The organism is Caproicibacterium amylolyticum (assembly GCF_014467055.1).
Lineage (GTDB): Bacteria > Bacillota > Clostridia > Oscillospirales > Acutalibacteraceae > Caproicibacterium > Caproicibacterium amylolyticum.
In genome coordinates this window covers 2,669,926-2,693,145 of sequence record NZ_CP060696.1, presented here as the reverse complement: position 1 = coordinate 2,693,145, position 23,220 = coordinate 2,669,926, and the positions used below count along the sequence as shown (strand labels likewise).

Below are 23,220 nucleotides of genomic sequence, written 5' to 3'. Positions count from 1 at the left end.
GCGCGCCGGGGGCGTGCCTATTTTATAGTTGCCCAAAACAACAAGAGTACTTTGTAAAGAAAGTCGATTTTACGACGTAAGAGAGGTATAAAATGGGACAAAGCAAAAAGTGGTATAACTTTAAATTTTTCCTCGCGTTTGCAGCTCCAACAGCTTTCATTTTCATTACAGTTATCGTAATTCCGTTCGTTTATGGACTTGCAATGTCCTTTACAGACACAAACGGTATATCCAGTACCAATCAGTTTGTCGGTTTCCAAAATTATATCAAGGTGTTTCAGGATAAAATATTTTGGAAATCCATGCTCACTACACTGAAATATGTACTTGGCTGCGTTATCCTGACCAACGTTCTGGCGTTTGTCATTGCCTATTTGCTGACAACAGGAATCAGAGGCCAGAATTTCCTGCGGGCAGCATTTTTCACACCAAATCTGCTGGGCGGCATTGTGCTGGGCTTGGTTTGGCGGTTCATTTTCCAGAATGCGGTGGTCTATATCGGCACATCGCTTCACATCCCGATTTTTGAGCAGTCCTGGCTCGCAGACCCCGACAAAGCATTGATTACCATGGTTATTGTGACGGTATGGCAGCTTTCCGGTTATATGATGATCATTTATGTAGCTGGTTTCATGGGCATTTCCAAAGATGTGCTGGAAGCAGCGGATATTGATGGCTGCAACTATATGCAAAAAATTATAAAGGTTGAAGCTCCGCTGATGGTTCCTTCCTTTATTATCTGCCTGTTCCTGACACTGTCCAGATGCTTTATGGTTTACGATGTAAATATTTCGCTGACTAAGGGCGAACCTTTCGGCAGCACAGTTTTGGTGTCGCTCAATATTTTCCGCGAGGCATTCAACAATCAAAATTACGGAACCGGCCAGGCAGAAGCATTCCTGCTGTTCCTGATTATTGCTGCAATTTCGCTGACTCAGGTTTATGCCGGCAAAAAGATGGAGGTGGAACAATGACAACCGCTGTAAAAAAGAAATTCCGCTGGGGAAAGTTCTTCAGTTCGCTGCTCCTGTGGGTACTGCTTGTTATTTTTGTCCTTCCTTTTGTGGTTGTTGTGATCGACGCCTTTAAGACAAATGCGGAAATCATGGATAACCCGCTTGCGCTGACCTCTCATCCTACGTTCCAGAATTTTATTGACGCGTTTAACGAAATGAATTATATGAGCGCGCTCGGCAATACCGTGCTGCTCACAGTAGTCAGCGTTTCACTCATTGCCATAGCTTCCGCAATGACAGCTTACTATGTTGTTCGTTCAAACAGTAAAGCCGGAAAAATCGTTTTTTACGCGTTGATTGCAAGTATGATGATTCCTTTCCAGGCAATCATGATTCCGCTGGTAACCTTCTACGGGCACATGGGAATCCTTAACAGCAGACCGCTGCTGATGTACCTTTATGTTGGCTTTGGCTGTGGCATGGGCACTTTCATTTTCCACGGCTTTATTAAGACCGGTGTGCCGATCTCCTTGGAAGAAGCAGCACGCATTGATGGCGCAAACCTGCGCCAGACATTCTTCCTCATTGTGCTTCCGCTGCTGAAGCCGGTGTTTGCAACACTGGTGGTGCTGGATGTTCTGTGGGTATGGAACGACTACCTGCTTCCTTCTTTGGTACTCACCCAGCCTTATCAGCTCACACTTCCGCTTTCCACGTATTCTTTCTCCGGCGAAATGTCGGTTAACTTTGGGCCGCTGATTGCGTCGCTGCTCTTAACGATTCTGCCGGTTCTAATTATTTATATTTTCCTGCAAAAGTATATTGTGGACGGTATTGTTGCGGGCGCAGTAAAGACCTGATTCTGTATGAGGCGTTTCTTAAGTTGAATCAAATTGTAAAAGCAAGGATTAATAATTATGAATTTTAATAACCAAATCATGTTGATTACTTACGCAGACGGCGTAGGAAAAAACCTGAAAGAGCTTGACGATGTTTTGGAAAAACACTACCAGGGAGCAATCGGCGGTGTGCACATCCTGCCGTTCTTTCCGTCTTCGGCAGACCGCGGGTTTGCACCCGTACGGTACGATATTGTTGACCCGGCTTTCGGCGACTGGAAAGATATTCAAAGGCTTTCCAACCGGTATTATTTGATGTTTGATTTTATGATCAATCATATCTCCCGACAGTCCAAGTATTTTAAAGATTTTGCGGAGAAGAAGGATGCTTCCGAATACCGTGACATGTTTATCCGCTACAAAGACTTTTGGCCGAACGGCGAGCCTACAGAAGCCGATGTTGACCTGATTTACAAGCGGAAACCGCGCGCACCTTATGTGGAGGTGCCCTTTGCGGACGGTACAACAGAAAAAGTGTGGTGCACCTTTGACGATGAGCAGATTGACCTGAACTTTAAAAGTGACGTAACAAAGCGCTATGTACGTGAAACGCTGCGTTTCCTTGCAGGGCAGGGGGCATCCATTATCCGTTTGGACGCGTTTGCCTATGCGGCAAAGAAAATCGGGACCAACTGTTTCTTTGTTGAGCCGGACATCTGGGAAATCCTGTCCTCCGTACAAAAGGATATGGACCAAAGCGGCCAGATGATTTTGCCGGAAATTCATGAGCACTACACGATTCAGTTAAAGCTTGCTGAAAAGGGCTATTGGGTGTATGACTTTGCACTGCCCATGCTGGTCCTTTACACGCTGTATCTGGGCGATACGGCACCGCTGAAGCATTGGCTGAAGATTTGCCCGCGCAAACAGTTCACTACGCTGGATACACATGACGGCATCGGTGTGGTTGACGTAAAAGACCTTCTTACAGATGAGCAGGTCGAAAAAACACAAAACTGCCTGTTTGAGCAGGGTGCCCACGTGAAACGGGTTTACAATTCCGAGCTTTACCACAACATGGACATTTACCAAATCAACTGCACTTATTATTCGGCCCTTGGCAATGACGATGATGCGTATTTGCTTGCCCGCGCACTTCAGTTCTTTGCACCGGGCGTACCGCAGGTCTACTATGTAGGCATGCTTGTTGGTGAGAACGATGTTGAGCTGGTGGAAAAAACCAAGCAGGGACGAGATATTAACCGTCATAACTATACGGTTGAGGAAGTTGATGCCAATATGCAGCGTCCGGTGGTAAAACGCCTGCGCAGCCTGATGCGTTTCCGCAACAGCTGTCCCGCATTTAACGGACAATGCGTTGTTGCAGATACAGACGACCATACGATTGAGATTCATCGTGTTTCTGACGGCTGTGAGGCAGTCCTGCATGCGGATCTCTCTGATAAGCGTTTTGTCATCACTTACCGCGATGAACAGGGAAATGTGGAAACGGTAGATTTGGACTAAACAACAGGGGGAGGCTTTGTTATGCCGGAGTGGCTGAAAAAAGCAGTATTCTACGAAATTTACCCACAGTCATTTTTTGATACAAATGGCGACGGAATCGGTGATATCAACGGGATCGCGCAAAAGCTGGAGTATATCCAGGGGCTTGGCTGCAACGCGATTTGGATAAACCCCTGCTTCGATTCTCCTTTTATGGATGCGGGATATGATGTGCGCGATTATAAAAAAGTTGCGCCTCGCTATGGAACAAACGAAGATTTAACAGCACTTTTTGAGAAAGCCCATCGCCTTGGAATGCATGTGCTGCTGGACTTGGTGCCCGGGCACACCTCAGAGGAACATGCGTGGTTTAAGGAAAGCTGCAAGGCACAAAAAAGCGAGTTTACAAATCGCTATGTGTGGACCAACAGCGTGTGGGAAAACCCGAAAGAGTATCACTTTATTACCGGCCGTGCACAGCGCGACGGTAACTATATGGTGAATTTTTTCAGTACCCAGCCCGCACTGAATTACGGTTTTGCAAAGATTACACAGGACTGGCAGCTGCCTACTGACCATCCGGACTGCATTGCATCCCGCGAAGCCATTAAGGATGTAATTCGGTTTTGGCTGGACCGCGGCTGTGACGGCTTCCGTGTGGATATGGCGGGTTCACTGGTCAAGAATGATGACGAAAACAGGACGGCAACCGGTGCCATCTGGAAAAACATTCGTCAAATGCTGGACCAAGCGTACCCGCAGGCGGCGCTGGTTGCTGAGTGGTGCCACCCGGAGCAGTCACTTCCTGCGGGATTCCACTGCGACTTCTTCCTGAACGAAAAGGGCAACGGCTACTATAGTTTGCTGCGGGACGTTGATGCGGAAAGCGGAGAGCCAAACAGCTTTTTCCGGGCGAAAAGTCACGGCGATGTGACGAAGTTTTTGGATGAATATCAGAAGATGCACCGTGATGCTGAAAATTACGGCTACGTCGGTCTGATTACCTGTAACCACGACACCGAGCGTTTGGGCGGCAGCCTGACAGCACAGGAAATGAAACTGGCCTATGCATTCCTGTTTACACTGCCCAGCATTCCGTTCCTGTATTACGGCGATGAAATCGGCATGCGCTACCGCAAAGGAATGGTCAGCAAAGAGGGCGGCTACTTCCGCACGGGTACCCGTACACCAATGCAGTGGACAGACGGCCGGAACGCAGGCTTCTCTGAAGCGCCTGCGCAGGCGTTGTATCTTCCCGTGGATGATGCAGCAGACGCACCGAATGTAGAGCAACAGATGGGTGACCCGGATTCCCTTTATGAAACAGTAAAAAGTTTGCTGGCTCTGCGCAGCAAGTATGCGGATTTGGGCGCGGATGCACCGTTTGAGGTGCTGTTTGCAGAGAAAAACACCTGCCCGCTCCTTTATCGGCGCGGCAGATTTGTTATGGCACTGAATCCGTCAGAGCAGGCTGCGTCTGCACCGATTGCGGTGCATGGGAAAAATGTGTTTTCCATCGGTGCGCCGACAGTGGTCTCAGAAACTGCAATCACAGTTCCGCCGCAGTCATTCTCTGTGATTGCAGAGGATGCTGTGGGCTGATGAATCCATGCCTTTCTGCACAAATTGGTTGCTGTATGAAAGTCTTTAATTTTTCATTGAAAGCAGGTTTTAAAATTGGCAGTTGCGGAAGTGAATTTTTTATCAGAATCTCTAAAAAAGATTGTGCCGTTTTATGCGGTGATTCCGATGGAGCAAAGGAAAAAGGACGGAAATACAGAACGGTTCCGGACACTGTATCTGCTGCATGGGTATTCGGGCAACTACACAGACTGGCTGTTCAATACGCGAATTCAGCAGTTGGCGGATTGGTACCGGGTAGCCGTCATCATGCCTTCCGGTGACAACAGCTTTTACACTGACAACGGCCCAAAAGAAGAACATTACTCCACCTTCCTTACAAAAGAGCTGCCTGCGTTTACGCGGGCGCTGTTCCCGCTTTCCTCCAAAAGAGAAGATACGTTGATTGGCGGCTTTTCGATGGGTGGTTATGGGGCGTTCCTGAATGGTTTTAAACATCCGGAAGTGTTCGGTTCTGTCATCGCGCTTTCCTCTGCGTTTATTGTGAATCGGGTCCTCAGCTTGTCAGAGGGTGAGTACGATAAGATTGAAAGTTATTCCTTTTATCAGAGTGTGTTTGGAGATCTTTCAAAGCTGCGCGGGGGTGAGTGTGACGCTGGCGCAGTTGCAGAAAAGCTGATTTTGTCAGGACAACCGGTTCCGAAGCTGTATTTTGCATGTGGTACGGAGGATGAGCTCATTGGCCCAAACCGTGCGATGCGTGATCGGCTGAAAAAACTGGGGGCCGACTTTATCTATGAGGAAGGCCCGGGCGAGCACGACTGGAAATTCTGGGACTGCCACATTGAACATGCCTTGGAAGCTTTGCTGGGGAAAGCAAAGCGGTAACATAGCAGAAGAAAAACAATACATGCTTCGGCGACAAGCCGGAGCACTATTTTATAGGAGAGAAAATCATGGCACTTATGGAATGCAACTTTGTTTCTTACTCTTTGGAACATGGTGTGGACATTACAATTACACTGCCCACATTGAGTTCCTGTGACCTTGAAGACAAGCCGTGTCATACACCGCCTGCCAAGTATCCGGTTCTGTACCTTTTGCATGGAAAAGGGAACGATTACAAGTCGTGGCTGCGGTATACAAGTATCGGGCGGTTAGCAGAAGAACATCAGATAGCCGTTGTTACCTTTTCCTGTGGCAATCACTTTTACCTGAACTGCCCCAACCACGAAAATTACTTTGATTTCTTAGAAAAGGAATTGCCTGAGTTTATCAGCGGGAACTTCCCGATTTCCAATCGGCCGGAAGACCGGTACATTGCCGGATTGTCAATGGGTGGTTACGGCACACTGATTCATGCACTTAGCTGCCCGGAGCATTATGCGGCGTTCGGCGCATTTTCGTCCCCGATACGGGTTGTGAATGAGGAACCGACGGTTCCTAATGCGATTGATGTTTTTGCTTTGCTGGAAAACTTAAAACAGAACGGCAAAAATATGCCTCAGGCGTATGTGGCATGCGGTAAAGAGGATGCACTGTTTCCCGATAATCTGGAACTGCACCAGGCAATGACAGGCCAGCAGCTTCCGCATGTGTGGCACGCTGTACCGGGTTATGAACATGAATGGCGGTTCTGGAATATGGAAATCGAACAATTTCTCAGCTGGCTCAAGCAGGACGTGCGCACGGATTATTACGCAAAGCTTCCGCTTCATAAAATTTAATGTGTGCACAGCAAAACACATATGTATTTGAAAAGTTCTCACAAATAGCAAAGAGGACATGTCAGCACATTGACATGCATGTTTTACGGATTTATAATACGAACACATTGGGCAGGCAACTTGCACATGAATATGCAGGAATGTGAGAATGATTTCAGCACATCGGATATTCTCACACAAACAAAATAAGAGAGGCGATGTGAGTGTGAAATCTATTCATCAAGAAGCGCTTACGCTGGGTGTTTGTTACTATCCGGAACATTGGAAAGAATCACTTTGGCGTGAGGATTTACAGCGCATGAAAGCATACGGTCTTACGGTAATCCGTATCGCGGAATTTGCGTGGAACAAGTTTGAGCCGGAGGAGGGCGTTTATACCTTCGAATTCTTTGACCGCTTTATGCAGGTGGCGTTGGAAGAGCAGATGCAGGTGATTTTCTGCACACCGACAGCCACGCCGCCCACATGGCTGTCGGAAAAGTATCCGGAAATCCTGAATGCCGATTTGGACGGTACACTGTACCGCCACGGAATGCGGCGGCATTATAATTATAATTCTCCGGTTTACCGCCGCTTTTGTGCCGGCATTGTAGAAAAATTGGCGGCTCACTACTGCCCGTATCCGAATGTGATTGGCTGGCAGATCGACAATGAACTGAACTGTGAAAAGGATGTTTTCTATTCCGAATCAGACCACCTGGCTTTTCGCACTTATCTGAAAGAAAAGTACAAAACACTCGACAATTTGAATGAGTGCCTGGGCACCGTTTTTTGGAATCAGACCTACTCGGACTGGAATCAAATTTTTCTTCCGCGGCCTACTTATCAGAATTCTGCAAATCCGCACCTGGCACTGGAGGAAAGAAAATTTATTTCACACAGTGTCATTGAATTTGCGGACTTACAGGCGCAAATCATCCGGCGCTACGCTCCAAAGGGGCAGTATATCACCACAAACGGACTGTTTGGGCATGTGGATTATGATGAACTGGTGGAGCGTTCCCTTGATTTCATTATGTACGACAGTTATCCGCTGTTTGGATTCGAGCGAAAAGACCAGCCACCAAAGAAGGACGACCTGAAAGACCGGAACTGGAGCTGGAACCTGACACGCGCGCGGGCGATTTCGCCGAACTTCGGGATCATGGAACAGCAAAGCGGAGCGGGCGGCTGGGTCAGCGGGATTGCTACCCCTATGCCGAAACCGGGCCAGATTCGGCTTTGGACAATGCAGAGCATTGCCCACGGTGCGGACTACATTGGCTACTTTCGGTGGCGGACCAGCTGGATTGGAACGGAGATTTACTGGCATGGGTGGAACGACTATTCCAACCAGCCGAACCGCAGACTGGAAGAACTCAAGGGAATCCATCACGATGTTGCTGCTATTGAGCGTCTTGCCGGAGCAAAATATCAGGCACGGGTCGCTGTCCTGAAAGACTATCCCAATGAATGGGACGGTGACACTGACCAATGGTCGGCGCAGGTGAACCGCCTGAGCGACAAAGGCTGGTTTGAAGCAGCACAGCTTACACATACACCGTGCGATTTTCTCTATTTGAATGAAACTGTTACCCTGCAGGCGCTTTGTCAATATGATCTTCTGGTGTACCCACATGCGGTAATTTTGACCGAATGCACAGCCAACTTGCTGCGCCGGTATGTGAAGCAGGGAGGCACGCTGATTCTTGGCTGCCGCACCGGATACAAGGATGAGTACGGCAGATGCCCCATGAGCCCAATGCCAGGGTTTGCTGCTGACTTGTGCGGTGTTGAGGTAACGGATTATACCTATCTCAGTCCGTACGATGAAATGGAGCAGGCAGATTGGAATGGCAGTATGATAGAGGCGCCACTGTTCAATGACATTTTGGAGGCACACGGAAGCACCGCAAAGGCAGAGGCTGTTTACCGCGGAAACTACTACGATGGTAAGCCCGCGCTGGTCTCCAACAAAATCGGGCGGGGTACTGCCTATTACTATGGTGCTGCGTTTTCCAGACAGACTGCCGAGGCTTTTTTGCACAAGCTGCAGTTTGCCGCTCCGTATCAGGGGATACTGGAACTGCCGGAGGATTGTGAACTGGCTGTGCGGCAGAAAGACGGGACAAATTATTACTTTGTCCTCAATTACAAGGAGCATGAGGCTCGCATTTCCGTAAAGAAACGAATGACAAATTTATTAACGGATGAACAAATCACGGGGCCATACGAACTTGCACCTTATGGCGTTCTCGTGTTGAAAGAATCACTTGCCTGATGGATAAAAAAGCATCTAAGGAACCGGATTGTGGGTTGACTTTGCATTCCACGGGGCATCTGGTAAAGCAGATTTAAAAATGTATGAATTGCAGCAAGAAACGGGGAGTTGGTAAAATGTTCGATATAACCGCTGTCGGAGAACTTCTGATTGACTTTACACCTGCCGGCAGCAATGCGGCGGGGAACGCACTGTTTGCGCAAAACCCAGGGGGCGCTCCCGCAAATGTTTTGGCGGCAGCCGGGCGTTTGGGCAGCAAAACTGCCTTTATTGGCAAGGTGGGCAATGACGGGTTCGGAAAATTCTTAAAATCCACGTTGGATCAGAATGGAATCAGTACCGACAATCTGGTTATGACCGATGAGGTGCACACAACTTTGGCTTTTGTGCAGCTGGACGAAAAAGGAGACCGTTCCTTTGCATTTTATCGGAAACCCGGTGCGGATATTATGCTCACAGCCGATGAAGTACATCCTGAACTGCTGAAAAACACAAAATTCCTGCATTTCGGTTCGGTTTCCTTGACGGAAGAACCCAGCCGTTCAGCTACTCTTTATGCAGTAAAAACTGCAAAAGAAGCCGGCGCAATCATCAGCTATGACCCCAATTACCGCGCACCGCTTTGGAGCAGTGAAACGGAAGCAAAGCAGCAGATGCACGCGGCTCTCCCTCTGGCTGATTTGGTCAAACTTTCTGAAGAAGAAATGGTCATGCTCACTGGGGAGCATGACCTCCTTGCAGGTGCCCGCAGAATTCAGGAACTTGGTGTAACACTGGTGCTGGTCACACTGGGCTCGAAAGGCGCTTTTTACCTGTTGGGGGATTCTTTCGGTACACTTCCGACTTATGACGTGAAAACGATTGACACAAACGGTGCCGGTGACACATTCTTTGGTGCTGTTCTCTACTGCCTGAAAGGAAAAAGCCTGCAGGAAATCAAAGAGCTGACTGTTTCCGAACTGACAGAAATCATTTCGTTTGCAAATGCCGCGGGTTCCATGACTACCATGAAAAGCGGAGCCATTCCGGCAATGCCGACACTGGAAGAGGTAGCGCATTGCCAAAAAACCGTTCCCCTGCTGCAAAACTAATGAGAAGTATTTCCAAAATGAATCACGCATAAAATACGAAAAAGGTCTTGACTTGCTGTTTTGCGAGTCAGGACCTTTTTGTAACGCAATTTGCTTTTGACTGACTTATCATTTTAGGCGTCAAACCGAATAGAAAAGCCAAATAATTGGCATCCTATTGCGTGGAAACTGTCAAACAAATTCAGGTGTTCCGCACACGCTGCAAGTAAAAATTTGCGGCCGCATTTCTGAATAAATAACAAGGAGTAAATAAAATGGGAGAAATGTTTTGTTTTCAGTGCCAGCAGACTGCTCATAATACTGGCTGCGAAGGGAAAGCCGGTGTATGCGGTAAAAAGTCAGATACCGCCAATTTTCAGGATGAACTGACAGGTGCGCTGATTGGGCTTGCGCGGGCAGTCAAGTCAGCGAAGCCGACGAAAGCAGCCGATGAACTTGTGCTGAAGGGCTTGTTTACAACCATTACAAACGTTAATTTTAATAACGAAACCATCAATACGCTGCTTGCGCAAGTTAATGCCGAAAAAGAGAAAATTGCGGCCGATGCTGAAAATTACGATGTTCAGCAGATATGGGATGCGGATGAAGATATACGTTCACTGAAATCGCTGATTCTATTTGGTATGCGCGGTATGGCGGCATATGCGTACCATGCGTTTGCACTTGGCTTTACCAGCCAGAAGGTAACCACCTTTTTCTACGACGGTTTGTATGCAGTTGGTGAAGACTATGGCATGGATGAACTGCTGCCGCTTGTTTTGAAAACAGGCGAAGCAAATTATAAGTGCATGGAGCTTTTGGACAAGGCAAATACGGAGAGCTACGGAACCCCTGTTCCGACTGAAGTGCCTTTGACCATCGAAAAAGGGCCGTTTATTGTGGTAAGCGGACACGACCTGCACGATTTAAAACTTTTGCTGGAGCAGACAAAGGATAAAGGCATCAATATCTATACACATTCTGAAATGCTGCCGGCACACGGCTATCCTGAACTCAAAAAGTACCCGCATCTGAAAGGAAACTTCGGAACAGCGTGGCAGAGCCAGCAGTCGGAATTTCACAACATCCCCGCACCGATTCTGTTTACAACGAACTGCCTGATGCCTGTAAGACAAAGCTATGCGGACAGGGTCTTTACAACGTCTGTTGTTTCTTATCCGGAACTTGTTCACATCGGCGAGGATAAAGATTTTACGCCGGTCATTGAAAAAGCACTGGAATGCGGCGGCTATGAGGAAGACCATCCAATGACCGGAATCAACGGAGGCACAACGGTTACTACAGGATTTGCACATGGTACGGTGCTGTCCGTTGCAGGTAAAGTAATTGACTTGGTTAAGCAGGGCAAGATCAAACATTTCTTTTTGATTGGCGGCTGTGACGGTGCAGCGCCCGGCAGGAGCTATTACACGGAATTCGCGAAAAAAACACCAATAGATACCGTTATCCTAACGCTGGCATGCGGAAAATATCGGCTGAATGATTTGAAATTGGGCGAAATTGAAGGAATTCCACGGATTATGGATATGGGCCAGTGCAATGACGCGTACAGTGCAATCAAAGTAGCGTTAGCACTTGCGGATGCGTTTGGCTGCGGAGTTAATGAACTTCCGCTTTCTTTGATTCTCTCATGGTACGAGCAGAAGGCAGTTGCAATTCTGCTTTCGCTGCTGTACCTTGGCATAAAGAATATTTATTTGGGGCCAACGCTTCCGGCATTTATCTCCCCGAATGTACTGCAGGTCCTGGTTGAAAAATACAATATTACGCCAATCAGCACACCGGAAGAGGACTTGAAAAAAATATTGGGATAAAACAAAATCACCCGCAGCTTTTGCGGGTGATTTTTTGTCTGTGTCCTGCCCGCCGGATGCGACAAACATGGGCCTTTCATTGCAGTGATGATACCATTCCCGTGCTTTGTCAATACGGCCTTAACAGTATCGTTGATGATTATATAATCATAATTTCGGTCATGCGGCAGCCAGCAGCAAAACACCGTTGCGCAGGCGGCGCGGTACAACAAAAATCCATTATTTCAGCCAGTAACTGCTGCAGTCTTTGGTGCGTTCCATGTAGCCGTATTCAATCAGGTAACGGCGAAGCATGGCATAGTCGTCGTAAACAGCACCGAGAATTTCATTGACTTCTTTTTCCGTGTACTTGCGGCCGGGCTGAAACTGTTCAGCCAGCTTGCGCAGAATTACGATTTTTTTCTTTTCTTTTGAAGAAAAAACTTTTAGTTTCAGCGGCTCCAGACTTTCAAAGACATTGCCGAGTATTTTCTGGTATTCTTCTTCGGTAATGCTGTAACGTTCATCCACCATAGTGGCCCCCTTGTGTACAGGCAGTAAATCCGCCTGTTGATTGTTCTTTTTTGCTTCCACCATTGTCCACACCGCCAGATACAGCTTAGCGGCTTTGGCACGTTCCCGAAACATAAAGCGCTGGTGCCGCACAGTTGAAGAGGAGATTCCCAGCTGATTTGCGATTTCCTTATCAGAAGCACCGGCATGAAACAGAGTGAGCAGCTTGATTTGATTTTCTGTTAGTGAAAGATATTTGCTGCCGCTGTTTAATAGTTCAGAAAAACGGTCAGGGTGGTTTTCCTGCAGGTGCAGCCCAAGAGCACGTTCTGCGGTAAAGAAATGGCCGCTGCAGGGGTAAACTTCGCCCTGCTCAAAGGTTTTTCCGCAGGAAAGGCAGGTCAGCGTTCCGGCGGTGCTGCGGGTAAATCCGTTGATTAGGTCTTCCAGTACGGCATTTTCAATTTTACACATACAATCACATCACTTGTTTATTGATTTAATAAACGTATTATATCATTGATTATAAATTAAATCAACATTATAAAAATAAATTCTAAAAAAACAAGCTTTACAACCGAAAAAGCATCCGAAAGTATGGTACCGGAGCGATTTTTGCGGTGCGGTATGGACAAAACGAACTTGACCGCCGGGTGGGCAAGTGGTAGTCTGTAACAAAGGAACAGGAGGAAATATTGATGAAAAAGGTCATCGTGTTTGGCAGTATGAATATGGATTTATGTGTTTCCTGCAAAGAAGCGCCCAAAGCGGGAGAAACTGTGCAGGGATATGACTTTTTTACCAATCCCGGCGGCAAGGGAGGCAATCAGGCAACTGCGGCGGCAAGGCTGGGTGCGCCAACCAAGATGGCGGGCTGTGTTGGGCAGGATGCCTTTGGGGACACGCTGCTGCAAACATTGGAGAAAAGCGGTGTTGACTGCAAACTGGTGCGCCGCAGCGGGAAACAAAGCACCGGCGTTGCGGTGATTACACGTACAGGCGGGGAAAATCGCATTGTGGTCAGCGGCGGCGCAAATCTTGAACTGACAGCAGCTGATGTGGAAGCGCTGCTGGATACAAATGCGGCCGCCGGAGATATTTTTATCACGCAGTATGAATGCAGTCTGCAGGCGGTGCAGAGTGCCATCTGTGCGGCAAAGGCACGCGGCTTATTTACACTGTTTAACCCCGCACCTGCACATGAGATTGCGCAAAATGTTTATGAATGTACCGACCTTCTGGTTGTCAACGAAACCGAGTGTGCATTTTTGACCGGTATCTGTCCGCAGACAGAGAGGGAGTGCACAGCGGCCTTTGAAAAGCTGTGCACACTGGGTTGCCGGAATTCAGTCATTACACTGGGCGCAAAGGGGAGCATGTACAGCGGCAGCGAGGGCAGCTTCTTTGCTGAAAGCTACCCGGTAGAGAAAGTAGTGGACACAACCGCCGCCGGGGACACCTTTATTGGTGCGCTGGCGGCAGAACTCCTGCGCGGAGCAACGATGCAGCAGGCCATGCGGTTTGCTACCCGCGCCTCTGCCGCGGCAATCACCAAAGCAGGTGCGCAGCAGTCCATTCCTACTCTGCAGGAAGTTCCGCGGGAGAAATAAAATATAAAGAGGACAAAACAATGAATAAACGCCCAATTATCATAGATACGGACCCCGGCATCGATGATGCGGTGGCACTGGCAATCGCGCTGTTCAGCAAAGAGCTGGAAATAAAACTGATTACAACCGTTTCGGGAAATGTTTCTCTGCCAAAAGTCACGAAAAACGCACTGCGGCTGCTGCATTTCTTTCACAAAAAAGTGCCGGTAGCGGCTGGGGCGGCAGAACCGCTGATGCGTCCTTCGGTGGATGCCAGCGAGATACACGGCGAGAGCGGGCTGGACGGCTTTGATTTTCCGGAACCGGATGAAAGCCTGCTCCTGCCGGAAAACGCGGTCTGTGCCATGCGACGCGTGCTGCTGGAAAGCGGCGAACCGGTCACGCTGATGCCGATTGCGCCGCTGACCAATGTTGCGCTTTTGCTCAAGGTGTTTCCGGAAGTGAAACAGCACATTCGGGAGATTGTGCTGATGGGTGGTTCTACCGGACGCGGCAACCTGACGGTGATGGGAGAATTCAATATTGCGGCAGATCCGGAGGCGGCAAAAATTGTTTTTGCAAGCGGTCTGCCAATTACCGTAGCACCATTGGACGTTGGGCTGCAGGCACGGATTCTGCCGGCAGAAAGTGAACAGCTGCGCCAGATGGGCGGTGTGGGTTTGATGGCATACAGCCTGTTTTGCAAGTACCGGTCTGGAAGTCTGGCATCAGGATTATGTATGTTTGACTCCTGTGCCGCGGCATATCTGCTGGCACCGCAGCTGTTTACCACCCATGCGGCACGTGTGGAAATCGAAACCGGCAGCATGCTGACCGCCGGGTGCAGTGTTATGGATTTTGCGGCGAAAACGCCGAACGCAATTATTTGTACACAGGTGGATGCCGAAGCGTTCCACTGCTGGTTTGTGGAACAGATGCGCGGCTGTGAACTGTGCTGAAACAACATATCCGGTTTTGGGAGTTGCTGTTGTAACAGTAAAGTATGCTTTTTACAGGTTGACTAAACTTAACATATATTGTAATGAAAATTGTATATTTTGTGCGATTGTGATATTATAACAGAAATGTTGCTGCGAAGAATTCGCCCAAACAATTACAAGGGGGGTCGGGACGTGTTTACTGAAGAACGGCTGGATGCAATTATGCAGTGCCTGCGACAAAAGGGTACTGTTAAGGTAAAGGATTTAAGTGCTAAATTTGAAGTTTCTGCGGACTGCATACGGAAAGATCTGAAAGTGCTGGAAAACCAGGGGAAACTGCGCCGCGCTTATGGCGGGGCAATTCTTTCGCAGGATTTTCCGCTGAACCGGGACTTTGAAGATCGGCGCAATGTAAATGTGGAGCAGAAGCAGATCATTGCCCGAAAAGCATATAACTGCATTCGCGAAAATGAAACTATTTTTTTGGATATTTCAACCACCAACATATTGCTGGCAAAGCTGCTGGCGGGGAACGGCAGACATATTGTGGCTGTTTCCAATATGCTGGACATCCTGCAGGTGCTGGCAACCAGCCCGCATATCACTGCGATTGGTACCGGCGGCATAATGGTGCGCTCAGTAAATGGCTTTTTGGGCGCTGCCGCGATTGATGTAATCAAGCAGTACAGCTTTGACAGAGCCTTTTTGGGCAGCTGCGGAGTGGATATGGTGGACAGCTCCATTACTACGCTGGGGGTTGAGGACGGCCTGACCAAGCGTGCTGTTCTGGAAAGCAGCCGACACAAATACATTGTAATGGAACGGGATAAATTTTACTTTAATGATTCTTTCCGGTTCGCACATTTTGATGACATAGACGCGATTGTTACGGATGCTTTGCCGGATGAGGCAACCGTCAATTCTCTTCGTGCTGCGAATGTAGAGATTTTGTGACGGCAAACGCAACTGAGATTTCTGCACGATGCGAAAAGAATCATTCCTGCGGCGATTCGATTATGCGCTTGCTGTGCAGTAACAGATAAAAACACACTGGGTTTTTAGGCGGGTACAGCAGTTTTCAAAGAACTAAAAAAGGACTGAATCCACAAGTGCGGGTTTCGCACCGGGATTCAGTCCTTTTGCAGTCTCAATAATCAGTCTGCTGTAAACGCAGCCGATTTTTGCAGCGGAAACGCACTGCCAACGGCAATCATGTTTTCCGCCAAATCTTCGCGGTAATGGTCATTGTATGGGTCAAGACTGTTGATGGTTACGCAACTGTCTCCAACGTGGCCTGTGGCGTGTACAAACTTTCCGTTGCCAAGGTACATGGCAACGTGGCCGGGAAAGTACAGCAGATCCGCAGGCTTCATTTTGTCTTTTTCAATTTCATGCACTGCATAGCCGGGTTTGATTTCAGCGTCGCGCCAGATAGTAATGCCGTTTAGCTGATAGGCCATCTGCGTCAGGCCGGAGCAGTCAATGCCAAAAGGACTTTTTCCGCCCCAGCGGTACTGTGTCCCCAAATACGAAAGTGCCGAATCGGTAATGCGTGTGCGCATTTCCTTTTCCGGGACGCCATCAAATTTCGGCATCGGCGCCAGAAAGCTTGCCGGGACCCAGCCGGCTTCGCCGCCCGGCAGACAAACGTGCTGCCAGCCGTCCTGCAGTGCCGTGCCGAACTGTCCCAGAATACCGCCGCGCAGCACGGTAGTCAGGCGTGTACTCTGCACACGCGGCTGCGTTAAAATGTCTGCCAGGGGCTGCAAAACAATCAGCTTGGGGGCAAGATCCCAGGCGTTGCGCTTGGCAAATGGCCGCATACGGGTTTTTTGTACCCAGCCGTGGTAGCCGTAGCAGGTTTCCAAATAATACCATCCATCGCTCTGCTCCAAAATCTTCGCACTTGTGCCGCAAAGCGCCTGGTCTACCCGTTCAGTGTTGTCTGGCCGGCTGAACAAATCTGTAACATTATTTATGAAGACGGTATTCATGCTTCCACTTCCTTTAGGTAATCAATTACCATACGGAACAGCCGCCCCAGCAGCTGTTGGTTTTCTGTATTGGAAGAACCATCCGTTGCAAAAAAGCCAAAAAAGTAGGTGTGGTTTTGCAAAAAGAGCAGACCGGTATCATGGTCCAGTCCGTCCAGTTCGCCGGTTTTGTGTGCGGCGCGCAGCGGTTCCCAGATGTAGCGAAATGCAACGGTTTTGTCCTGCTGACAGGAAAGAACAGAAAGGGCATAGTCACATAATTCCGGTGTGAGAATGGTCTTCTGTGCCAGAGCGCGGTAAGTGCGCAGCATGTCATGCGGGCTGGTGAAATTGTTGCGTCCCTGCTGCAGGGCATCCCAGTCCAGCATTTTGCGTTCCAGTTTGGTAGCGGTCAGGTGCAGAACTTCAGCGGAGTAGCGGTTAACAGCTTCCATGCCGACTAACCGAATCAGCAGGTTGGTGGCGGTGTTGTCGCTGATACAGATCATCCAGTGCAGCAGTTCTTCCACTGCGACTTTTGAAATCGGCCGGTCAAAGGCTATGCTGTCCGGCAAAATATCTTCTGAAGAAATTGGCACCAGCGTTTGCAGGCTGAGTGTGCCGTGCTGTACCATATCCAAAGTGGTCAGCATGATCTGCGTTTTAATCGTGCTGGCGGAAACCAGATGACGCTGAGCGTCATGTTCCAGCAGCGGCTGACTGCAGGAGATGTCCTGCACCAGAAGGGAAACACGTGCAGAGGCAGCCGATGCTTCTGCAGCGCATTTTTCACATAAAGTTTGTAATTGCATGGGAGACCACTCTTTTCTGTGGGAAAGGGCTGCCGAAAGTTTCTTGCAACAGTATGGGCAGCTCATTCTTGGCAAGGATTTACAAAGGAAATCATAAATACATAGAGAAATATGTATTTTATGAACATTTCTCTTTGCTATTTTACTGCATTTTTTCGGTTTCGTCTACCCATTTCGGTAAAATACCAAGCCCCGGATTTTCGTTCATAATGATTCTGTTTTCCAAGAACTGCGGCCCGCCAAGGTAAGGGTTGGCGCTGCAAAGTCCGGGGCCATCCAAATCCGCACGGGTAATAATACGTTTGCCTGCGGCGAGGTGCGCGGCGGCGCTGACAGCAAGGCTGCTTTCCAGCATACAGCCTACCATGCAGGTAACACCGCAGCTTTCCGCAATGGAGCAGATTTGCAGCGCACCGTAAATACCGCCGGTTTTCATCAGCTTGATGTTGAGAAAATCTGCTGCACCTTTTTGAATGACCGCCATGGCATCTACAGAAGAAAAGACACTTTCATCCGCGAGAATCGACGTGGAAACGTTGCGGCGGACATAAGCCATGCCGTCCAGATCCGCGGCTTTTACCGGCTGTTCCACAAGGTCAAGTGTCAGTCCGGCATCCTCCATACCACGTATGATACGAACAGCCTGCGCAGGGCTCCAGCCCTGGTTTGCATCTACGCGAATTGCAATTTTAGGCCCAACTGCTTTGCGCACAGCCTGAATGCGGGCCAAATCCAGCTCCGGCTGCAGGCCGACTTTGATTTTCAGAATACGGAAACCGCGCCCAACAGCAGTCAGGCTGTCTGCAGCCATTTCTTCCGGACTGTTCACACTGATGGTCAGGTCTGTTTCCAACTCGGTTTTGCTGCCCCCCAGCAGGCGGTACAGCGGCACACCGAGTTCCTGTGCGTACAGGTCATAAATCGCCATGTCTACAGCGGCTTTGGCACTGGTGTTGTGCAGGATGGCTGTGTGCAGCACGTGCATGGTTCCGTCTAAATCCTCAATTTCGCGGCCAAGCAGGGCGGGGCGGATAAATTCTTCCACAGCGCAGCGGATGGAGCCGATGGTTTCGCCGGTAATGGGTGCGGTCGGCGGTGCTTCGCCGTAGCCGTGGCGGCCGTCATCTGTAGTGACGGTTACCAAAACATCATGAATTGCGGTTACAGTACGCAGGGCAGTTTTAAAAGGCGTGCGCAGTGGAACGGAAAATTCGGAGGTGCGTATGTCTGTAATTTTCATGCAGAAACAAGACCTTTCTAAAATATTTCAGATAGAACAGCAGAAAGCGTACTGTGCGCTCTCTATTGTAGTCAGCTGCCCAGAAAAAAACAAGCTGATTCTGTGGTTATTTGCAAAGCAGAAACCGGAAAAGGTCTGCCACCGACACAGTTATGTGCGGCGGCAGACCTTTTTATATGGAGAGGATATGTTGTGATTAAAGGTAAAATCAGCTTACTTTTGCGCCGTCGCACAGGTCAAGGTCCTGGAAAGCGGTGCGGGTCAGGCCGGTAAATTTGCCGGACATGGTGTAGCACTGTGCCTTAAAGTAAAGCGGATAAATGGGGCAGTCCTGCAGCATCAGCTTTTCCGCCTGAATCAGGAACTCCTGCCGTTTGGCGGTGTCAGTTGCGGTAACTGCTTGCTTAATCAGGGCGTCATAGTTGGGATTGTTGTACTTGCCGTTGTTGTTGCCGCTGGAGCTTGTCAGGGTGTCCAAATAAGTCATTGGATCGTTGTAGTCTGGAAACCAGTTTGTCAAAACGATATCAAAATCACCGTTGCTCATTGCGGTGAAGCGAGATTTGGAGGGCATGGGCTTCAATTCTATATGGATGCCGAGCGTGCTGTTCCACTGCTCCTGCAGAAAAGCAGCCATTTTCTGCGTCTTGCTGTCATCGCTGCATGACAGAGAAATTTTGAGGTTGCTCTTGTTTAAGTTTGCTTCTTTCAGGCCGGCTTCAAAGGTCGTCTTTGCCTTTTCCTTGTCATAACCGAGCAAAACAGAGCCGCGTGCCTTTGCGTAGGTGCCGCCTGTACCGGCAATGGACGGCGGAACCATACCGTCGGCGGCGGTGGAACCGTCTTTCAGTATATTACTGCAAAGGCTGGTGCAGTCAAGTGCCATACCGAGGGCCTGACGGATTTTTGCGTTGCCCAAGCCCAAGTTGGTACGTTTTTCGTTGAACTCCAGATACTGCACACCACCGTCCGAGTAAGTTTTGACTGCCTGCCCTTCTGCTTTCAGGGAAGCCATTTGGTCGCCGTTCACCGTAATTTCGTCCACATCACCGGCCTTAAAGGCATTCAGCATGGCATTTTCGTCTTTCAGCATGGTCAGCTTCACATTGGAAATCGTGGTTTTGGCAGAGTCCCAATAATCATTGCTTTTTGCCAGTGTAATGTGGTCGTCGTGGGTCCACTCGGTCATTTTGTAAGGGCCGTTGGTCAGCAGCGTTTCTGGGCTTTTGCCGTATTTGTCCATGGAACCGCCGGTAATCTGCTTGTAGCCTTTTTCGTTGATTGGCAGGTAAGCGGAGAAGGAAGTAAGGCTCAGTGCGTACGGAATCGGATTGCTGAATTCCACTTTTAAGGTGTAATCGTCCAATGCCTTTACGCCAACTTTGTCGGCGGTAATTTTGCCGTCATAATAATCCTGCCCGCCGGCAATGTTGTCTGTCAGAATGTAAGAGTACTGCGCTCCGGTGGAAGCGGTCATGGCGGTAATCCAGGAGAAAACGAAATCTTTTGCAGTAACCGGCTCGCCGTTGCTCCACTTTGCGTCTTTGCGCAGGTGGAACGTATATGTCTTTTTGTCTGTGCTGATATCCCAGCTCTGCGCAATATCCGGCTGCGGTTTATCATTTGCGTCCTGCTTGGTAAGGCCTGCCATCGTTAAACGCATGATGTCCCCGGAAACCTGATCAGTCGCCAAAATGCTGTTCATCTGCGGCGGTTCACTTGGAATGTTAATTGTGACGGAATCAGCTGCTGTGGTGCCGGGGTACAGAACGCTGGCTGCAGATGCCGCAGAACTGCCGGCTGTGGAAGCGGCGGAGCCGCCGCCGTTTGCGTTGCTTCCGCACCCGGCAAGAGAAGCCGTCAGTACCGCAGCAAGCAGCAGAGATGTAATGCGACAGACCTGCCTCTTTTGGCTGCTGCCGCTGCGAATTTGAACTCTCTTTTTCATCACTTGTATCCCCCTTATACTCATTTTGCCCTACAATCAAAGCAGCTGTGTAAAAATGCAACACTGCGAATCAATAAAGTGTACAGGCAAAGAAAAAAGCAAAGACATACAAAGTCTCTTTCAACTCCAGCGTCTCTGCTTCTTTAAGATTAATGCTAACTTGTTTTTAGCTTTTTGTCAATGCCTTTCTGCAACTTTTTTAAAGTTTCCTGCAAAAAATAATCCAAGTGGAGCAGGGAAGGAAAATTATACGCAACTGGATGAAATTGCGAATTCTGCGGGGAATCTGGTTCGTACAGTATGTAAATTCAGAAAATCCACCGATACGCTGTGGGTAAAAAACGAATTTGAACATTGATAAAAATGCAGGGGAGTGATATAGTTTACCTTATGCGCTGTAAAAATGCGGCTTTTTGCAGCGCACGGGTATATTGAGAAAGAAGGGGTCATTTTTGTCTGCGGTATTAACACAAGTCATCATTATGATGTTCCTGATTCTGGTGGGTATTCTGTGCAGCAAGCTGAACATTATTACGGAGTCAGTCAGCAGGGGACTTTCCAATCTGGTGCTGAACATTGTAAATCCTGTCGTGATTCTGGTTTCTTATCAGAAACCTTTTAACACTCACTTGCTGGCGGGATTGAGCTGGGCACTGGTGCTGTCACTGATCAGCTACGCGGTGGCGCTGTTCCTGCCGGTGGCTTTGGTTCGTGGCGGGCACGATCAGGCGGCTTTGGCAGTGGAGCGCTTTTCCTGTACTTACTCCAACTGTGCCTTTATGGGTATTCCGCTGGTACAGGGTGTTGTTGGCGAGGAGGGCGTGCTGTACGTCACTGCTTTTCTGACACTGTTTAACCTGCTGGTTTGGACACACGGATTGATGCAGATTAAGGGGGAGGCCTGCAACCTGAAAGACACCCTGCAGTCGCTGTGCTCACCTGCAATTTTTGCAACAGTAATTGGCTTGGCACTGTTCCTGCTGAACATTTCACTGCCGAAGATTTTGCTGACCACGCTCAGTGATATTTCAGACTTGAACACACCGCTCGCCATGTTTACTGCCGGCGCGGTGATTGCCCGTACACAGCTGGGCAGCGCACTGAAAAAAGGACGCGTCTATTACATTACAGCAATCAAACTGCTGATTATCCCAATGGTTTGTCTGGTGCTGTTTAAACTTATCCCAGTCAGCTCAATGGTGGCAGAAGTCGTTTTGCTGGTGACAGCCTGCCCGACGGCGGCCACCGGTACACTGTTTGCGGTAGAGTATGATAAAGATGAGGGTTATGCTTCTGAATTGTTTGCAGTGACCACGATTTTTTCAGTGGTGACGCTGCCGCTGGTCATGCTGCTTTGGGGTGTGTAAAACACGCCGCTGCCCGTATGAATTCAAAAAGCACTTTTCTTCCTTATGTGAAATCCATTTCATTTATTAAAAGTGAATGTTTTTGACCGGAATTTTGTAATGGAAATAAGGATGAAAAAGTTTGCAGATACTTTTAGAGTGTGCTATACTAAAGTAGCAAAGTGGCAGTTGTATGCACAAACACCGCTGCTTTTTTCTGTAAGCTAATTTTTACGGGTGACAGGTCACAGCCAAAAGAATGCGGAATATACTGTGGCCGGGTACACAGCAGAAAGAGGGTATGACATGAAACAGTTGGAAACCAATGATTGGCTGGTACTGAACAATATCATTTACAAAATTTACACAACCGAAGATTTTGACGCCATGCGGAAAATGCTGCTTGAGCAGTTGAAAATGGTACTCAATTTCGATAGTGCGGATTTCTTTCTGGCAAACCGTGACGGCAGCCCCGGATTGGTGAAGCCGGTCACTTACAACTGCGACGGTGTGTACCCGCAGACCTACGACGCGCTGGACTACAGCCGCGGCATTATGTACGGCGGCAAAAGTCTGGTGTACCGTGAAACGGATATTATCAGCGACGAAAAACGTGTGGAAACTGAGTACTACAAAAAGGTGTACAGTCCGAACAACTGGCATTATTCGCTGCAGATGATTCTGGCGCGGGAAAAGGAATTTTTAGGTGTCATCACCTTTTACCGAACGATTGGAAAAGATAATTTTCACTATGATGATATTTTCCTGTTGGATATGCTGAAAGACCACCTTGCCTATCGGCTGTATCAGGAGCGCCAGCACGCCGGCAGCCGCAAGCTGACCGTTGCAAAGGCTGCTGTGCAGTACGAACTGACCAAACGTGAGGAAACAATCCTTGGCATGCTCATGATGGGTATGGACAATACCGCAATTTGCAGCAAGTTGGTTATCAGTGTGAACACCTTAAAAAAGCACGTGCTAAATATCTACCGGAAGCTGGGTATCCGGAACCGGATACAGATGTTTAAAATGATTCAGGAGCAGGAGTAAAATACTTACAAAAGAGTATATTGCATAGGCAAAAGATTATATTTTTCATGAAAAA

General features: G+C 48.7%; 21 protein-coding genes. 16 read left to right on the top strand and 5 right to left on the bottom strand.

Features of this window, described 5'->3' with window-relative positions; all coding sequences use genetic code 11:
- Positions 1-92: 92 nt before the first annotated feature.
- From H6X83_RS12990 to hcp, 9 genes are all read left to right on the top strand, one after another.
- Positions 93-974 (top strand): carbohydrate ABC transporter permease, encoded by an 882-nt coding sequence (locus tag H6X83_RS12990; protein ID WP_212506882.1) that lies wholly within the window; start codon positions 93-95, stop codon positions 972-974.
- A complete protein-coding gene (locus tag H6X83_RS12985) occupies positions 971-1,816 on the top strand; it encodes a carbohydrate ABC transporter permease (RefSeq protein ID WP_212506881.1) in 846 nt (281 codons plus the stop codon). The genes H6X83_RS12990 and H6X83_RS12985 overlap by 4 nt, the downstream gene beginning before the upstream one ends.
- Positions 1,817-1,873: 57 nt before the next feature.
- On the top strand, positions 1,874-3,322 hold the full coding sequence (gene gtfA / locus H6X83_RS12980; protein ID WP_212506880.1) for a sucrose phosphorylase: 1,449 nt from the start codon (positions 1,874-1,876) through the stop codon (positions 3,320-3,322).
- 21 nt (positions 3,323-3,343) lie between these two features.
- Complete coding sequence (locus H6X83_RS12975) at positions 3,344-4,903, top strand: alpha-amylase family glycosyl hydrolase (protein WP_212506879.1); 1,560 nt, start codon at positions 3,344-3,346, stop codon at positions 4,901-4,903.
- A 75-nt stretch (positions 4,904-4,978) separates the two neighbouring features.
- On the top strand, positions 4,979-5,770 hold the full coding sequence (locus H6X83_RS12970) for an alpha/beta hydrolase (protein ID WP_212506878.1): 792 nt from the start codon (positions 4,979-4,981) through the stop codon (positions 5,768-5,770).
- Between the two features lie 68 nt (positions 5,771-5,838).
- Complete coding sequence (locus tag H6X83_RS12965) at positions 5,839-6,609, top strand: alpha/beta hydrolase (protein ID WP_212506877.1); 771 nt, start codon at positions 5,839-5,841, stop codon at positions 6,607-6,609.
- A 205-nt stretch (positions 6,610-6,814) separates the two neighbouring features.
- Positions 6,815-8,869, top strand: coding sequence for a beta-galactosidase (locus H6X83_RS12960; protein WP_246419276.1), 2,055 nt, complete (start codon positions 6,815-6,817; stop codon positions 8,867-8,869).
- A gap of 116 nt (positions 8,870-8,985) precedes the next feature.
- Positions 8,986-9,960, top strand: a complete 975-nt coding sequence (locus H6X83_RS12955; RefSeq protein WP_212506875.1) for a carbohydrate kinase family protein — start codon at positions 8,986-8,988, stop codon at positions 9,958-9,960.
- 254 nt (positions 9,961-10,214) lie between these two features.
- Positions 10,215-11,774 (top strand): hydroxylamine reductase, encoded by a 1,560-nt coding sequence (gene hcp, locus H6X83_RS12950; protein WP_212506874.1) that lies wholly within the window; start codon positions 10,215-10,217, stop codon positions 11,772-11,774.
- 219 nt (positions 11,775-11,993) lie between these two features.
- On the opposite strand, the gene H6X83_RS12945 is transcribed toward hcp, so the two are convergent.
- Positions 11,994-12,740, bottom strand: coding sequence for a DUF2087 domain-containing protein (locus H6X83_RS12945; RefSeq protein ID WP_212506873.1), 747 nt, complete (start codon positions 12,738-12,740; stop codon positions 11,994-11,996).
- Between the two features lie 224 nt (positions 12,741-12,964).
- On the opposite strand from H6X83_RS12945, the gene rbsK reads away from it, so the two are divergent.
- From rbsK to H6X83_RS12930, 3 genes are all read left to right on the top strand, one after another.
- Positions 12,965-13,876, top strand: a complete 912-nt coding sequence (gene rbsK, locus H6X83_RS12940) for a ribokinase (RefSeq protein ID WP_212506872.1) — start codon at positions 12,965-12,967, stop codon at positions 13,874-13,876.
- A gap of 20 nt (positions 13,877-13,896) precedes the next feature.
- Positions 13,897-14,814, top strand: a complete 918-nt coding sequence (gene rihC / locus H6X83_RS12935; protein ID WP_212506871.1) for a ribonucleoside hydrolase RihC — start codon at positions 13,897-13,899, stop codon at positions 14,812-14,814.
- Positions 14,815-14,988: 174 nt separating this feature from the next.
- Entirely contained in the window at positions 14,989-15,750 is a 762-nt protein-coding gene (locus H6X83_RS12930) for a DeoR/GlpR family DNA-binding transcription regulator (RefSeq protein ID WP_212506870.1), read from the top strand.
- Positions 15,751-15,950: 200 nt separating this feature from the next.
- Here H6X83_RS12930 and H6X83_RS12925 read toward each other — a convergent pair whose 3' ends face one another.
- The 3 genes from H6X83_RS12925 to H6X83_RS12915 form a co-directional block, all read right to left on the bottom strand.
- Positions 15,951-16,790 carry an NlpC/P60 family protein gene (locus tag H6X83_RS12925; RefSeq protein ID WP_212506869.1) on the bottom strand — a complete coding sequence of 280 codons (840 nt, stop codon included), beginning with the start codon at positions 16,788-16,790 and terminating at the stop codon, positions 15,951-15,953.
- Positions 16,787-17,581 (bottom strand): serine hydrolase, encoded by a 795-nt coding sequence (locus H6X83_RS12920; protein WP_212506868.1) that lies wholly within the window; start codon positions 17,579-17,581, stop codon positions 16,787-16,789. The genes H6X83_RS12925 and H6X83_RS12920 overlap by 4 nt, the downstream gene beginning before the upstream one ends.
- Positions 17,582-17,723: 142 nt before the next feature.
- Positions 17,724-18,821 (bottom strand): dipeptide epimerase, encoded by a 1,098-nt coding sequence (locus H6X83_RS12915; protein ID WP_212506867.1) that lies wholly within the window; start codon positions 18,819-18,821, stop codon positions 17,724-17,726.
- Between H6X83_RS12915 and H6X83_RS12910 the strand changes: the two genes are divergently transcribed.
- The gene (locus tag H6X83_RS12910; RefSeq protein WP_212506866.1) at positions 18,805-19,017 is read left to right on the top strand and encodes a hypothetical protein; all 213 of its coding nucleotides are present in this window, start codon (positions 18,805-18,807) and stop codon (positions 19,015-19,017) included. The two genes, H6X83_RS12915 and H6X83_RS12910, sit on opposite strands and share 17 nt — an antisense overlap.
- Positions 19,018-19,029: 12 nt before the next feature.
- Here the strand turns inward: H6X83_RS12910 and H6X83_RS12905 are convergent, their stop codons facing one another.
- Positions 19,030-20,769 (bottom strand): peptide ABC transporter substrate-binding protein, encoded by a 1,740-nt coding sequence (locus tag H6X83_RS12905; RefSeq protein WP_212506865.1) that lies wholly within the window; start codon positions 20,767-20,769, stop codon positions 19,030-19,032.
- A 55-nt stretch (positions 20,770-20,824) separates the two neighbouring features.
- Between H6X83_RS12905 and H6X83_RS12900 the strand changes: the two genes are divergently transcribed.
- The 3 genes from H6X83_RS12900 to H6X83_RS12890 all read left to right on the top strand — a co-directional run bounded on the left by H6X83_RS12900 (position 20,825) and on the right by H6X83_RS12890 (position 23,165).
- Positions 20,825-21,127 (top strand): hypothetical protein, encoded by a 303-nt coding sequence (locus H6X83_RS12900; RefSeq protein WP_212506864.1) that lies wholly within the window; start codon positions 20,825-20,827, stop codon positions 21,125-21,127.
- Positions 21,128-21,221: 94 nt separating this feature from the next.
- A complete protein-coding gene (locus H6X83_RS12895; RefSeq protein WP_212506863.1) occupies positions 21,222-22,136 on the top strand; it encodes an AEC family transporter in 915 nt (304 codons plus the stop codon).
- 285 nt (positions 22,137-22,421) lie between these two features.
- Positions 22,422-23,165 (top strand): LuxR C-terminal-related transcriptional regulator, encoded by a 744-nt coding sequence (locus tag H6X83_RS12890; protein ID WP_212506862.1) that lies wholly within the window; start codon positions 22,422-22,424, stop codon positions 23,163-23,165.
- Positions 23,166-23,220: the final 55 nt, after the last annotated feature.

Coding starts and splice junctions, on each gene's coding strand:
- H6X83_RS12990 (WP_212506882.1), top strand. CDS start 93: ATGGGACAAAGCAAAAAGTGGTATAACTTTAAATTTTTCCTCGCGTTT.
- H6X83_RS12985 (WP_212506881.1), top strand. CDS start 971: ATGACAACCGCTGTAAAAAAGAAATTCCGCTGGGGAAAGTTCTTCAGT.
- gtfA (WP_212506880.1), top strand. CDS start 1,874: ATGAATTTTAATAACCAAATCATGTTGATTACTTACGCAGACGGCGTA.
- H6X83_RS12975 (WP_212506879.1), top strand. CDS start 3,344: ATGCCGGAGTGGCTGAAAAAAGCAGTATTCTACGAAATTTACCCACAG.
- H6X83_RS12965 (WP_212506877.1), top strand. CDS start 5,839: ATGGCACTTATGGAATGCAACTTTGTTTCTTACTCTTTGGAACATGGT.
- H6X83_RS12955 (WP_212506875.1), top strand. CDS start 8,986: ATGTTCGATATAACCGCTGTCGGAGAACTTCTGATTGACTTTACACCT.
- hcp (WP_212506874.1), top strand. CDS start 10,215: ATGGGAGAAATGTTTTGTTTTCAGTGCCAGCAGACTGCTCATAATACT.
- H6X83_RS12945 (WP_212506873.1), bottom strand. CDS start 12,740: ATGTGTAAAATTGAAAATGCCGTACTGGAAGACCTAATCAACGGATTT.
- rbsK (WP_212506872.1), top strand. CDS start 12,965: ATGAAAAAGGTCATCGTGTTTGGCAGTATGAATATGGATTTATGTGTT.
- rihC (WP_212506871.1), top strand. CDS start 13,897: ATGAATAAACGCCCAATTATCATAGATACGGACCCCGGCATCGATGAT.
- H6X83_RS12925 (WP_212506869.1), bottom strand. CDS start 16,790: ATGAATACCGTCTTCATAAATAATGTTACAGATTTGTTCAGCCGGCCA.
- H6X83_RS12920 (WP_212506868.1), bottom strand. CDS start 17,581: ATGCAATTACAAACTTTATGTGAAAAATGCGCTGCAGAAGCATCGGCT.
- H6X83_RS12910 (WP_212506866.1), top strand. CDS start 18,805: ATGTCTGTAATTTTCATGCAGAAACAAGACCTTTCTAAAATATTTCAG.
- H6X83_RS12915 (WP_212506867.1), bottom strand. CDS start 18,821: ATGAAAATTACAGACATACGCACCTCCGAATTTTCCGTTCCACTGCGC.
- H6X83_RS12905 (WP_212506865.1), bottom strand. CDS start 20,769: ATGAAAAAGAGAGTTCAAATTCGCAGCGGCAGCAGCCAAAAGAGGCAG.
- H6X83_RS12900 (WP_212506864.1), top strand. CDS start 20,825: ATGCAACACTGCGAATCAATAAAGTGTACAGGCAAAGAAAAAAGCAAA.
- H6X83_RS12890 (WP_212506862.1), top strand. CDS start 22,422: ATGAAACAGTTGGAAACCAATGATTGGCTGGTACTGAACAATATCATT.